The organism is Massilibacteroides sp. (assembly GCF_028705895.1).
GTDB lineage: Bacteria > Bacteroidota > Bacteroidia > Bacteroidales > Tannerellaceae > Massilibacteroides.
On record NZ_JAQWCQ010000026.1, the window covers coordinates 34,499 to 48,212 of the forward strand.

Sequence of the window (13,714 nt, forward strand, 5' to 3'; positions counted from 1 at the left end):
AATAAACGTATGAAAAAAGGATTGTTGGTGATTGTTGCAGCCATCTTGTCTTGTTCGGTGAAAGCGGATGAGGGAATGTGGATATTGCCATTGTTGAAGCAACAGAAGTTTGCAGAAATGCAGGCGTTAGGTTTAAAATTGCAAGACTATGACATTTATAGTCCCGACTCATCGGCTCTGAAAGACGCAGTGGTCATCTTTGGCGGCGGATGCACAGGAGAGATGGTTTCCCCTGAAGGTTTGCTGTTGACTAATCATCATTGCGGATATAGTCAGATACAGATGCATAGTACGTTGGAACATGATTATCTTTCGAATGGCTTCTGGGCAGCATCCCGTGAACAGGAATTGCCTAATCCGGGATTAAAGGTTACGTTTATAGATAAAATAGAAGATGTTACCGATTACGTCAAAGGAAGGCTTGCGAAAGACGAAGACCCGACAGGTATGAATTTCTTATCGCCCAAGTATCTTAACGGATTAGCTAAAGAGAGGATAGGGGAGGCTTTCCTTCAAAACAATCCGGGTGTTGATGTAGAAATCAAAGCCTTCTATGGTGGAAATGTGTATTATATGTTTACCAAGAAAATTTATTCCGATGTTCGCCTTGTGGGAGCACCTCCCTCTTCAATCGGAAAATTCGGAGCAGATACGGATAACTGGATGTGGCCTCGCCATACGGGAGATTTCTCCGTATTCCGTGTCTATGCGGATGCAAATGGTGAACCGGCTGAATATTCAGACAAAAATGTGCCGCTTCGTCCGAAGCGATGGTTGAAAATATCCTTGAAAGGGGTACAGGAAAATGACTTTGCCATGATGATGGGATTCCCCGGACGTACAAATAAATATTATACGTCATGGGAGGTCGAAGAAAGACGGGATATTGATAATACGGTTCGTATAAATATTCGTGAATTGAGGCAGGAAGCTATGCTTGAAGAAATGCTTAATGATCCGGCAATACGTATTCAGTATTCAAGTAAATATGCCAGTTCTACGAATGCCTATAAAAATGCCATAGGTAGTAGTTGGGCAATCAATAAACATCATCTGGAGGAAGTAAAGAAAGCGGAACAAGACCGGCTTATCGAATGGGGAAAGAAAAATTGTCAGCCAGATTACGAAGAAGCTTTGCTAAGTCTGGAGCAACTTGTTTATGAACGAAAAGATCTTCGTTTTCGTGGTTGGATGTTGGATGAAGCTTTGTTGCGAGGAATAGAGTTTGCTCGTGTTCCCACTCAAATTAAACCCTTGTGTGATGCTTTGCGTTCAAAAAACAAATCAGAACAAGAAAAGCAACTTCATTTATTTGAACTTGCTTACCTGAAATTTTACGATAAAAACTATTCGCCGGAAGTGGACCGTAAAATAGCAAAGATAATGTTGTCGGAATACCGCAGATTAGTGTCTCCGACCTCTCAGCCGGCATGGTTTGCCGTTATCGATAAGCGTTTTAAAGGAGATGTGAATAAGTTTGTAGATCACTTGTTTGAAAAGTCAATTTTTGGTAACGAGAGAAACTTCGAAAAATTTAAGTCTTCTCCCTCTGTAAAAGCGTTGGAAAAAGATCCTATGATTCAGTTTGCCGTAGCAGTTCAGCAAGAAAAAACAGCATTGACAAAAGCTTTAGCTGATTTTGATGCAGGATATGCCCAGGCTCATCGTAAATATGTAGAAGGGCTTTTGAAAATGTATGGTGATAAAGCGAATTTTCCGGATGCTAATTTCTCATTAAGACTTACTTACGGGCAAGTGAAAGGATATTCACCAAGTGATGCGGTTTATTATCAGTGCCAAACAACCTTAGATGGGGTGATGGAAAAAGAAGACCCGGACAATTGGGAATTTGTAGTGCCGGATCAATTAAAAAAACTGTATGCTGAAAAAAACTTCGGCAGATATGCCTTGCCGGACGGACGGATGCCTGTAGCCTTTAGCGCTTCAACACACAGTACGGGTGGTAACTCAGGCAGCCCTGTTCTGAATGCGGACGGAGAACTGATTGGGATCAATTTTGACCGTAACTGGGAAGGAGTAGGAGGAGATATCCAATACCTGCCGGATTACCAGCGCAGTATTATTGTAGATGTCCGTTATGTTCTGTTTATTATAGACAAATATGCCGGAGCCGGTTATTTGCTGGACGAAATGGAATTAAGCGAGTGAAACAGATGTGTATATATGGAAAAAGCGGGCAATTCAGAATTACCCGCTTTTTTTGTATTTCTAATAAAATCTTTAAAACGTGAACTTGTCTAAGTCTGAAGCTTTGACACGGAATATTTTCCCATTACGTGAAAAGACCAACTCACCATTTACCTTCTTCTTCTCTGTGACCAAGCGTTGGAAAGCGATGTTTGCCCCTTTCAGGATATTCTCATCAAATTCTCTAAGTTCTTTCTCATTCATGATTCTCAAGTTTTTTAAAAACAAAGGGATTAAAAATTTCTTTCTTTTGATCTTTGAATCCTTTGGCTACGATTTCCATTGGAGTCATTGAGTTATCTGTTATCATCCAATAATCACTGGCCGGTAAATAGAGCTCAAACAAATTGTGTATTCCTGCTTCGTAGCGTCTGCGGATAGTACTTTCTTCAATGTTATGTCCGCCTGCTGCTACTCTCATTTTTACCCGTTCTACTGCTAAATCAGGTGTATTAAGCCAAAAATAAAGCAATGTAACATAATAACCAGCTTTTTGTGCCTCTTGCATCAGTTTTACAACTGAACGAGTGGCTAAAGTCGTTTCCAATGCGAAAGTTTCTTGTGCGGCGATTAATTCTTTTATCCGTTTATACATTATTCTACCTGCCTCAACAGCAACTGCAATGTTCTCGGAGTTAAAGGGGGAAAGCCCCTTGGCAATTTCGTCTGAATTTACAAACTCCTTACATTTAAGCATCTCTGGTAATATAGTGTAAGAAGCTGTCGTTTTCCCTGCACCATTGCATCCCGATATTATATATAAATAAGGCACCTTCACATCATTTTACACAGCGCAAATATATACAATAGTTTGATACGACAAGCTATTTTTCGATAATTGTGAAGATAATTAACCTTAAATGTACTTAAAAACGGCAGGTTTGTTGGATAAAGCATGGGTTTTGTACATAAGTCAGACCCATAAAAGATCACTCATGATGCGATCTGAGATGAAAATTCCCTCCGAAGAAAGGCGTAATGAGTCGTTTTTTTCTAAAATCAGTCCGTTTTTTATGTAGGTGTCAGCTTGTTTCAGGCAAAAAAGTTTCTTTTCTGCTCCGTATTCTTCTTCTATCTTTTCTAAATTGATTCCCCACATTGTCCTTAATCCGGTGATGATGTATTCATTATATTTGGTATTATTGTCCAAAAGTTCTTTTTCCATATCCGGCGTTCCGGCCGAAATGCCGTTCAGATAATGTTTCATTGAAGCCACGTTCCATTGTCTGCTTTCTTTATCATACGAATGGGCGGAGGGGCCTATTCCTAAATATTTCGTTTCATTCCAATAGGAACTGTTGTGTTTGGAAAAGCAATCAGGTAAGGCGAAATTGGAGATTTCGTAATGCAGATAACCGGCCATTCTTAATTTTTTTATCAGAAGACCGAAGAAATCTTCGCTTAACTCTTCGCTGACAGGAATAACTTTTCCCGATGTTTTTAATTTGTTTAAGGGCGTTCCGTCTTCGTATATAAGATGATAGGCGGAAAGATGAGGTACATTCAGAGCAATTGCTTCTTCAAGGTTCTGATTCCATTGTTCCGGAGTTTGTCCGGGCAATCCGTATATAAGATCTATACTGATGTTCGGAAGCCCGTTCGCTTTACAGATCGCTACAGCGTCAATTGCCTGCCGGCGGTCATGGCGCCTGTTCAGAAAAACCAGATCTTCCGGCTGAAAACTTTGTACGCCCATGCTAACTCTGTTGAAGGGGAGTTGTCTGAGAGACGTAACATACGCCTCTGTCATATCATCCGGGTTGGCTTCTATTGTAATCTCATTACAATTTGCCGTATTATAATATTGATGGATAACATTAAATATGCGTTCAAAATCTTTAGCGGAAAGTTGCGAAGGCGTTCCCCCTCCGAAATAAATGGTCTGAACAGCTTCTCCATTTAGATAATCTTTCCGCAGAACGAGTTCCTTGCAGACCGCATCTATATAAGCAGCTTTAGTACTTTGATTTGTGCTGGTGAAGAAATCACAATAAATACACCGCTTTGCACAAAAAGGAACATGTATATAAAGTCCGGCCATTCCGTTTTTCGTTTTCGTGCAAAGATAGAATGAATAAAAAAATATAAAGGTTATTTTTCCAATTATAAAGGATATTTTTGCAAAAATATCCTTTATAATTTTAGGTGGATTTTTATGTTGATTTTCAGGTGATAAAATTGATCTCCGTTGGAGGGGGTATATTAGTATATATTTACCTTGCCCTTATGACTCTGTTATTCATTTTGTGAATAGTGCATATGTGAAAAACATGTTCTCAAACAGCGATCTTAAATTGTTATTCTCCATAACAATATATAATTTGCAGGCTCTGTTGTTGGGAATATTCTTTTAGTTAAACAAAATAAAATCTAATATCATGAAAGTTTACCAAACGGATGAAATTAAGAACATCTCAATATTGGGAAGTTCTGGCTCTGGGAAAACCACTCTCGCTGAAGCGATGCTTTACGAGGGTGGAGTTATAAAACGTCGCGGAACAGTCGAAGCCGGAAATACTGTGAGCGATTATTTCCCGGTTGAGAAGGAGTATGGATACTCAGTGTTCTCAACCGTTTTTAGTGTAGAGTGGCAAGATAGGAAACTGAATTTTATTGATTGCCCCGGATCGGATGACTTTATCGGAGGCGCGGTATCGGCGTTGAATGTGACGGATACGGCTTTAATGGTATTGAATGCACAATATGGAGTAGAAGTAGGGACGATCAATCAATTCCGTTATACAGAAAAGTTTCATAAGCCGGTTATATTTGTTGTAAACCAGTTGGATAATGATAAGGCCGACTATGATGGAACGATTGTCCAGTTAAAAGAGCGCTATGGGGATAAGGTTGTTGCTGTTCAATATCCTGTAAATACCGGTGCTGATTTTAATGCTGTCGTGGATGTCCTGAAGATGAAGATGTATCGCTGGAAACCCGAAGGTGGTGTTCCTGAAGTATTGGATATACCTGCGGAAGAATCCGACAAGGCTATGGACTTGCATAAAATATTAGTTGAGGCAGCTGCTGAACATGATGATATGTTGATGGAGAAATTCTTTGAAGAAGGAACATTAAATGAGGATGATATGCGTGCAGGCATCCGTGCCGGATTAGTGGCACGCGGCATGTTTCCTGTCTTTTGTGTTTCTGCAGCTCGTGATATGTGCGTGCGCCGTACGCTGGAGTTTCTGGGGAATGTAGTTCCTTGTACGGACAAAATGCCTCGTTTGGTGACAACAGACGGGAAGGAAATAACTCCAGACTCAACGGGACCGGCCAGTTTATTCTTCTTTAAGACAATGGTTGAGCCTCATATCGGACAAGTATCTTATTTTAAAGTGCTATCCGGAAAGGTGAAAGAAGGAGACGATCTGCTGAATTCGGATCGTGGTTCTAAAGAACGTATTGCTCAGCTTTTTGTTCCTGCGGGACAAAACAGAACAGGTGTTCCCGAAATGATGGCAGGAGATATTGGCGCTACGGTAAAGTTGAAAGATGTACGTCGCGGTAATACTTTAAACGGGAAAGGTGCAGATTATACGTTTGACTTTGTGAAATATCCGAACTCGAAATATCGTCGTGCGATTAAGCCTGTTAATGAAGCAGACTCTGAAAAATTGAGTGAAATATTAACGCGTATGCGTGAGGAAGATCCGACATGGGTTGTGGAACAATCAAAAGAATTGAAACAAACGATTGTTTCGGGACAGGGGGAATTCCATCTTCGCACGTTGAAATGGCGTATTGAGCACAATGAAAAACTTGCGATCGAGTTTATCGAACCTAAAATACCGTATCGGGAAACGATCACAAAGTCTGCACGTGCTGATTACCGCCATAAGAAACAATCCGGTGGTGCCGGTCAGTTCGGTGAAGTTCACTTGATTGTTGAACCATATTATGAAGGTATGCCTGCACCTGATGTGTATCGTTTCGGAGGTCAGGAATATAAGATGAATGTACGTGATACGCAGATTTTGGATTTAGACTGGGGCGGAAAACTGGTCTTCGTTAACTGTATTGTTGGTGGAGCTATTGATGCTCGTTTCCTACCGGCTATATTAAAAGGAATTATGGCAAGAATGGAACAAGGTCCATTGACCGGATCGTATGCGCGGGATGTACGCGTACTTGTGTATGATGGAAAAATGCACCCGGTAGATAGTAATGAAATTTCGTTTATGCTTGCAGGACGTAATGCATTTAGTACAGCATTTAAAGAAGCCGGGCCTAAGATTCTGGAACCGGTTTATGATGTGGAAGTTTCTGTGCCTGCCGATTTTCTGGGTGATGTAATGAGTGACCTTCAGGGACGAAGAGCGCTTATTATGGGAATGAGTAGTGAGAAAGGGTATGAAAAACTTCAGGCGAAAGTGCCATTGAAGGAAATGTCCAATTATTCTACTTCGCTAAGTTCGATAACCGGAGGACGTGCTTCGTTTGTGATGAAGTTTGCAAACTATGAACTTGTTCCGGCTGATGTTCAGGATAAGTTATTGAAAGAATACGAAGCCTCTCAGGAAGAGGATTGATTTTGACACTTGTTTAAAAGAGGGTGTGGATAACGCACCCTCTTTTACATCTCTTTTTCATTTCTTTGTCTTAACTCTGTAATAGGAGAAGTGTTTCTTTGTCAATATCTTAACTAAGACGATTTATGGACAGAAAGAAATATTATCCCACAGTAGTGGTCTCCGATATTCATTTAGGAAGTGAACATTCCCATACGCAGGAAGTGACCGATTTTCTTAATAGCATTGACTGCGATAAATTGATCCTGAACGGAGATATCATCGATGGGTGGCAACTCCAGAAGCCTGGGCGCAAATGGAAGCAGGAACATACTCGCTTTTTTAAAGTTCTAATGAAAATGATGGAAACCCGGAATACCCAAATTATATATGTACGCGGGAATCATGATGATTTTTTAGATAATCTTGCTCCACTGACTTTCTCTAATATTTCTATCGTAAAAGACTATATGCTTGAAGATAACGGAAAACGTTATTATGTGACACACGGAGATGTCTTTGATACCGTGACCACAAATATGCGTTGGCTTGCCCGGTTGGGTGACGTTGGCTATACGTTTCTACTATGGCTGAATAAGCATTACAACCGGATGCGCGAAAAACGTGGAAAGTCCTATTTTTCATTGTCACAAGCGATTAAACATAGAGTAAAAAATGCGGTGTCTTATATTTCGGACTTTGAGCAGGCGTTGGTTAAACTGGCGAGAGATAAAAAAGCAGACGGGGTGATTTGTGGACATATCCATCGTCCGGCTAATATGCACTATGGGGCAATACATTATTTAAACTCGGGAGACTGGGTGGAAAGTCTAACTGCTTTAGTGGAGGATGAACAAGGCGAGTGGTCTGTAGTTGACTATAATAATGTGAATGCGTTTTCTTCTGAAGATTTACTAACACGTCAATCAGCTTACGCTGCAGTAATATGAAGATACTATTTGTTGTACAAGGTGAAGGTCGGGGACATCTGACGCAAGCATTGTCCTTACGGCAAAAACTATTGAAGGATGGGCATACAATTGTCGGCGTTTTAGTCGGTAAAAGTCCGGCTCGTCGTATCCCTTCTTTCTTTACAGATAAAATAGAGGCTCCTGTTTATTCCTTCGAAAGTCCCAACTTTCTTCCTACAGCAAAAAATAAGCAGGTGAATATGCCGAAGACTATCGCATATAATTTGCTTAGGCAACACAAATACATTGCCGGGATTCGTTTTGTCCGGCGCATGATTAAAGAAACTGAAGCAGAGGTTGTGGTTAACTTTTATGAACTGCTGACCGGTCTGGCTTATCTCTTGTTACCTCCTAAGGCACATATGATTAGTATAGCTCATCAATATCTTTTTCTTCATCCCGATTTTGAATTCCCGAATGAAGCCCGTTTGCATTTAGCTTCTCTTCGTTTTTTTACACGTATGACCACTATTGGAGCAACAAAAATTCTGGCTCTTTCTTTTCGTAAAATGAGGGAATTGCCTAATGCACGTATGGTTGTAGTTCCTCCTCTTTTAAGAAGTGAAGTGCTTGCCGCGAAAGCCGAAAAAGGAAATTATCTACATGGTTACCTTTTGAATAGCGGTTTTGCCGAAGAAGTAAAAAATTGGCATGAAAAGAATCCGGATGTTGTGTTGCATTTTTTCTGGGACAAAAAAGGAGTTTCAAAAAAAGAGGATTATGACGATAAATTGTCTTTTCATCAACTGGATGACAAATTGTTTGTAGACTATATGGCCAGATCAAAGGCCTATGCAACAACAGCTGGTTTTGAGTCTGTTTGTGAGGCCATGTACCTTGGGAAACCCGTGTTGATGATTCCTACGCATATTGAACAAGCATGCAATGCGTTCGATGCAATGCAGTCGGGAGCAGGGGTTGTTTCGGATACTTTTGATATGGATGCTTTGCTTGAACTGTCTGATAATCACAAGGTGAATGCTGATTTCCAATACTGGGTAAAGCAGTCTGACTGGCTTGTGTTAAGGGAATTTCGTGAAGACTTGCTTCAGGGAGAGATTCCGCTGGGACTATTTCACCGTCTATTTATTAATTGGATCGCCAGACTTGGTAAAAGTTTATCTATTTAAGGGGATTTAGATACTTTTGTAACCCGTAAATTTCAATTAATGAAATTTACGGGTTTTTGTTTTGATGTTTTTTGCTATCGATAAATTATCTTGTATATTTGTTGTTGTTGGATGTCTGGCTTTGAAAATAAAGCTGTGATGTCGTATATGTATTTCCTTGTAATAAGTTTGTGTGTGTTTCGGGAAGAATTAAAAAACTCTATAAACGAAAATAAAACACTTTTATGTTTGGAATAATGAAACTTTGTTATATCTTTGTTGTCATAAAAGAAAAAATGCTGAGAGCAGCATATCTTCGAAATAGAATATAAGATTAGTTAGAACTTTATTAAAATAGTTAGAATTGTTTTGATTATAAACTTCTTGTTCCAATTCTAACTGCTAAATGAAATGCTGTTATTGTTGATCCTTGTGGATGATAAATAAGGGAATATGATAACAGACACAGAAAATGAAACAATAGTTAAGCAAATTTGATAAGTAGCTTCTTAGCTTTTCTAATAAAGTAAGTAACCTGTGAGGGCGAAATAAATGGAAGTGAACTAGTGATAAAATAATAGAAATACACCGTGATTAGACCTTGCGAAAGAGTAAAGCGGAAAAAATTACCTCCATCAATTTTTTTAGGGAAATTGATGGAGGCTTTTTTTTGAAATGTTTCGGAAAAATGTAAAAGACGTACAAACAGTACGTCTTTTACAATAGGTTGTTATATTTTTTCCAAGGCTTGTTCTAAATCGGCAATTATATCTTCCACATTTTCTATACCAACAGACAGACGAATCAGATCAGGGGCGATGCCCGCTTCAATTAGTTGTTGTTCGCTTAGTTGTCGGTGTGTGTGGCTGGCGGGATGTAAAACACAAGTGCGAGCATCAGCCACGTGAGTAACAATTGCGGCTAACTCAAGACTGTCCATGAACCGGGTTGCAGTCTCGCGATCTCCTTTCAGTCCGAACGACATTACGCCACATGTTCCTTTCGGCATATACTTCTGCGCAAGGTGGTAGTGTTTGTTATTTTTTAGTCCCGGATAACAAACCCATTTGACTTTTTCATTTTTTTCTAACCATTCGGCTACTGCCTGAGCGTTTTTGCAATGTTGAGGCATACGTAAGTGTAACGTTTCCAGACCCAGATTAAGCAGGAATGCGTTTTGTGGCGATTGTATTGAGCCTAAATCACGCATCAACTGACTGGTTGCCTTTGTGATAAAAGCCAGTTTCCCAAATGTTTTTGTGTAGGTTAATCCATGATAAGAAGGGTCGGGTTGGCATAGCCCCGGATATTTTTCAGCGTATGCCTCCCAGTCGAAATTACCACTATCCACAATGCAACCGCCAACATTCGTCGCGTGACCGTCCATATATTTAGTCGTGGAATGTGTAACGATATCGGCGCCATACTCAAAAGGGAGACAATTGATCGGTGTTGCAAACGTATTGTCAACAACAAGAGGCACACCTTGAGAATGAGCTATTCGCGCAAATTTCTCAATATCAAGTATCATTACACCCGGATTTGAGATTGTTTCACCAAACAAAAGCTTGGTGTTGGGACGGAATGCCTTTGTTATCTCTTCTTCAGAAGCATCCTGGTCGATAAAAGTACATTCAATACCTAATTTTTTCAATGTGACGGCTAATAGATTGTACGTCCCTCCATAAATTCCGGTTGCGCTGACGAGATGATCTCCCGCCCCGCAAATATTGAATATCGTGAAAAAGTTGGCGGCCTGTCCTGAAGAAGTCAGCATAGCGGCTACTCCTCCTTCTAAAGCGGCTATTTTAGCAGCTACGGCATCGTTTGTCGGGTTTTGTAGTCGGGTATAAAAATAACCGCTTTCCTCCAGATCGAAAAGCTTAGCCATTTGTTCACTTGTTTCATACTTAAAAGTCGTACTTTGATAAATAGGCAGAACGCGTGGTTCTCCTTTTTTAGGTTGCCAACCTGCCTGAACGCAGAGCGTCTCCGGCCTCATCTGTTTTTTCATCTATTTAAATTCTGATTATCCAATTATTTAATTGGCCTAAAAGTACAAAAAATGAATAGTATATCTTTGCTATCAATGCAGCATGTCGCTTTTTTTCTTCATCTCTATTAATATAGAGCCTGTTTAAATTTTTATTCGTGGCTTATTTCGTTTTATTTTTTGTTTAGTTGTATATCCGCATGAATGAGCATAGCGGGCTATGTGATTGAATGCGGAGATGCAGATAAGCAAAAAAGAAGACGAAAGAAGACCGAAACAAGCCCTCAAGAAATATCCTATAAAAATTTAAACAGGCTCTAATGTATAACTTAAAAAATAATCTGATGAGAGCAGCTGTTAATCTATCCCTTTTAATTCTCTCTTTTATATGTTTTTTGTCTTGTGATAAAAACGACGATAATCTAAAGCTTACTAAAGAAAACGGGAAACCGAGTATGATTCAGAAAGAGGACGGTTCCAAAGTTTATTTCTATTATGACGGAGATAAACTTTCTGAAATTAAAGAAATTAAAGGTTCTGTGGCGTCATATGAATACGAAAATGATGATCTTGTTTCCGTGAGTTATGCTCCGGAGGATAAGGCTGTGGCAGATGGACATGCCTTTACGAAATTTCAGAAAATGGATAATAATAAAATCCGGATTGAATCTTCAGGTGAACCCAGTTTTGATGTTTATAAATGGGAAATTGATGTTTTCGGAGGGCTACCCATGAGAATAACCGAATTAGGATTTTACTCTTCTGATCCAGATAAAGCAGAGAGCCCGCTTCAGGAGGGGCTGTATTATGGAGATTTTGCTTACGATCCGACAATGGAAAGTCTGCTGAAGCTAACCATTTATAATAAGGAAACAAATGAGAAGGTTGCTACATATACTTACGAATATGACGATAAGCCCGGAGCAATTTCGAAAATAGATTTGCCTCTTTGGTATTATGCATATAGAGCTTATAGAAATAGAGCTTATTTTGGAGATTATAACAAATTGTTTGATTGCCATGTGAATAATATATTGGGTGTAACCATAGACGAGGTTGCGCCGGAAGATGATGCTGTTACTGAAGTTGTCTGGACTTATGATTATAATGATGAAAATTATCCGGTGACGCAAACTAATAATCGCTTTGACCTTAGCCAGATTCGGATTACATATTGAGTTTATCTACCTTATATATGGTATATGGAATGCCATGTTTATGTGATTGTTTGCATTTTGATGACAATATATATTTGTGCCATATTAAATAGTAAAGAATTATGGCTATAGAAAACTTTAAATTTGAGACATTGCAGGTTCACGCCGGACAAGTAACTGACCCAACAACACATGCGAGAGCGGTACCTATTTATCAAACTACATCTTATGTATTTGACGATGCCAAAGACGGGGCGGATTTATTCGGTCTTCGTAAATTCGGCAATATATATACTCGCCTGATGAACCCGACCACCGATGTGTTTGAAAAACGTATTGCGGCTTTAGAAGGTGGAGCATCGGCTGTGGCTACATCCTCCGGACAAGGAGCTCAATTTATTGCAATAAATAATATATTGGAAGTTGGAGATAATTTTGTGTCCACCTCTCATTTATATGGTGGTACCTATAATCAGTTCAAGAATCAGTTTAAGCGTCTGGGAATTGAAGTGCGTTTCACACCATCCGATGATCCGGCTGAGTTTGAAAAGCTGATTGATGAGAAGACTAAAGCGATTTATTTGGAAACGATTGGAAATCCGGATCTGAATATACCCGACTTCGAAGCGATTGCTGCAGTAGCGGATAAACATGACATTCCTTTGATTGTGGATAATACTTTCGGAGCTGGAGGTGCTATCTTTCGTCCATTAGAACATGGCGCGAGTGTTGTGGTGGAAAGTGCTACAAAATGGATCGGTGGACACGGCACTGCGTTAGGAGGAGTGATTGTGGATAGTGGAAAATTTAATTGGGGAAATGGTAAATTTCCTGTTTTTACAGAGCCCTCTCCAAGTTATCATGGATTGGTGTTCTGGGATCATTTCGGTTTCGATAGTCCTACGGGTAATATTGCCTTTACCTTGCGCGCAAGAGTTGAAGGAATACGTGACTGGGGTACGACGATTAGTCCTTTCAACTCTTTTCTTCTTTTGCAAGGGCTTGAAACCTTGTCTCTTCGCGTAGAACGCCATGTTGCAAATGCGTTAGAGCTGGCGAAATGGTTGGAGCAACGTCCGGAAGTGGAATATGTAAACTATCCTGGTTTGGAAAGCAGTCCATATCATGTATTAGCAAAGAAATACCTGAAAAACGGATTTGGAGGAGTGCTTTCTTTTAAGTTAAAAGCCGGTAGTGAAGCTGCCGATAAAGTAATAGACGGACTCAAGCTGATAAGTCATTTGGCAAATGTAGGAGATGCGAAAACATTAATCATTCACCCGGCAGCAACCACCCACGAACAACTATCCGAGACGGATAAAGTCGCATCAGGCGCCGTGCCTGGTTTATTGCGAATATCTGCAGGTATAGAACATATAGAAGATATTAAGAACGACCTTAACCAAGCCTTTTCTCAATTATAATTTCCATAATTAAGTATTGATTCGTTTTTGATTAGTAACAATTCGTTCCTTCCTTACCTAATGGAAGGACACTAAAAGGTGATGTTTAGACAAATGTAGATTAATTAGGTTATCATATAACAAAGGGTGCACTGTGAAAGTACATCCTTTGTTGTTTCTTGATTAAAGGGTTTTGTCAAGAGATAAGTATGTTTCGTACAAGGAAAGATAATCAATGGATAAGAATACCCGCAAAGAGATAAAAAAGGAAAAGAAACTATTGTTTGTATGATTCTTATCATTATCTTTGTTCGCTAAGAACTGTAATGTGATTGCCTTTGTATAAACAATCACGATTT

10 protein-coding genes are annotated in these 13,714 nt (G+C 39.7%); 6 read left to right on the forward strand and 4 right to left on the reverse strand.

The features are described from left to right. Window positions 1–9 precede the first annotated feature (9 nt). Window positions 10–2,169 (forward strand): S46 family peptidase, encoded by a 2,160-nt coding sequence (locus tag PHT93_RS08250; RefSeq protein ID WP_300241669.1) that lies wholly within the window; start codon window positions 10–12, stop codon window positions 2,167–2,169. Window positions 2,170–2,241: 72 nt separating this feature from the next. Here PHT93_RS08250 and PHT93_RS08255 read toward each other — a convergent pair whose 3' ends face one another. The 3 genes from PHT93_RS08255 to hemW form a co-directional block, all read right to left on the reverse strand. Further along, complete coding sequence (locus PHT93_RS08255; RefSeq protein ID WP_300241670.1) at window positions 2,242–2,412, reverse strand: hypothetical protein; 171 nt, start codon at window positions 2,410–2,412, stop codon at window positions 2,242–2,244. Further along, complete coding sequence (locus PHT93_RS08260; protein WP_300241673.1) at window positions 2,405–2,980, reverse strand: zeta toxin family protein; 576 nt, start codon at window positions 2,978–2,980, stop codon at window positions 2,405–2,407. Before PHT93_RS08260 ends, PHT93_RS08255 begins: the two co-directional genes overlap by 8 nt. A 141-nt stretch (window positions 2,981–3,121) precedes the next feature. After that, complete coding sequence (gene hemW / locus PHT93_RS08265) at window positions 3,122–4,249, reverse strand: radical SAM family heme chaperone HemW (protein ID WP_300241675.1); 1,128 nt, start codon at window positions 4,247–4,249, stop codon at window positions 3,122–3,124. 337 nt (window positions 4,250–4,586) lie between these two features. Between hemW and PHT93_RS08270 the strand changes: the two genes are divergently transcribed. From PHT93_RS08270 to PHT93_RS08280, 3 genes are all read left to right on the forward strand, one after another. Next, window positions 4,587–6,743: an elongation factor G gene (locus PHT93_RS08270; protein WP_300241677.1), complete on the forward strand. Its 2,157-nt coding sequence runs from the start codon at window positions 4,587–4,589 to the stop codon at window positions 6,741–6,743. Window positions 6,744–6,868: 125 nt separating this feature from the next. Continuing rightward, window positions 6,869–7,672, forward strand: coding sequence for a UDP-2,3-diacylglucosamine diphosphatase (locus tag PHT93_RS08275; protein ID WP_300241679.1), 804 nt, complete (start codon window positions 6,869–6,871; stop codon window positions 7,670–7,672). Then, on the forward strand, window positions 7,669–8,823 hold the full coding sequence (locus PHT93_RS08280) for a glycosyltransferase family protein (RefSeq protein ID WP_300241681.1): 1,155 nt from the start codon (window positions 7,669–7,671) through the stop codon (window positions 8,821–8,823). Before PHT93_RS08275 ends, PHT93_RS08280 begins: the two co-directional genes overlap by 4 nt. 709 nt (window positions 8,824–9,532) lie before the next feature. Here the strand turns inward: PHT93_RS08280 and PHT93_RS08285 are convergent. Next, entirely contained in the window at window positions 9,533–10,816 is a 1,284-nt protein-coding gene (locus PHT93_RS08285; protein ID WP_300241683.1) for an O-acetylhomoserine aminocarboxypropyltransferase/cysteine synthase family protein, read from the reverse strand. A gap of 299 nt (window positions 10,817–11,115) precedes the next feature. Here PHT93_RS08285 and PHT93_RS08290 point away from each other — a divergent pair, with 299 nt between their 5' ends. Together PHT93_RS08290 and PHT93_RS08295 are read left to right on the forward strand one after the other, a co-directional pair. Then, entirely contained in the window at window positions 11,116–11,973 is an 858-nt protein-coding gene (locus PHT93_RS08290; RefSeq protein ID WP_300241684.1) for a hypothetical protein, read from the forward strand. A 101-nt stretch (window positions 11,974–12,074) separates the two neighbouring features. Further along, window positions 12,075–13,376, forward strand: a complete 1,302-nt coding sequence (locus PHT93_RS08295; RefSeq protein WP_300241686.1) for an O-acetylhomoserine aminocarboxypropyltransferase/cysteine synthase — start codon at window positions 12,075–12,077, stop codon at window positions 13,374–13,376. The last annotated feature ends 338 nt before the right edge of the window (window positions 13,377–13,714 follow it).

Coding starts and splice junctions, on each gene's coding strand:
- PHT93_RS08250 (WP_300241669.1), top strand. CDS start 10: ATGAAAAAAGGATTGTTGGTGATTGTTGCAGCCATCTTGTCTTGTTCG.
- PHT93_RS08255 (WP_300241670.1), bottom strand. CDS start 2,412: ATGAATGAGAAAGAACTTAGAGAATTTGATGAGAATATCCTGAAAGGG.
- hemW (WP_300241675.1), bottom strand. CDS start 4,249: ATGGCCGGACTTTATATACATGTTCCTTTTTGTGCAAAGCGGTGTATT.
- PHT93_RS08270 (WP_300241677.1), top strand. CDS start 4,587: ATGAAAGTTTACCAAACGGATGAAATTAAGAACATCTCAATATTGGGA.
- PHT93_RS08275 (WP_300241679.1), top strand. CDS start 6,869: ATGGACAGAAAGAAATATTATCCCACAGTAGTGGTCTCCGATATTCAT.
- PHT93_RS08280 (WP_300241681.1), top strand. CDS start 7,669: ATGAAGATACTATTTGTTGTACAAGGTGAAGGTCGGGGACATCTGACG.
- PHT93_RS08285 (WP_300241683.1), bottom strand. CDS start 10,816: ATGAAAAAACAGATGAGGCCGGAGACGCTCTGCGTTCAGGCAGGTTGG.
- PHT93_RS08290 (WP_300241684.1), top strand. CDS start 11,116: ATGTATAACTTAAAAAATAATCTGATGAGAGCAGCTGTTAATCTATCC.
- PHT93_RS08295 (WP_300241686.1), top strand. CDS start 12,075: ATGGCTATAGAAAACTTTAAATTTGAGACATTGCAGGTTCACGCCGGA.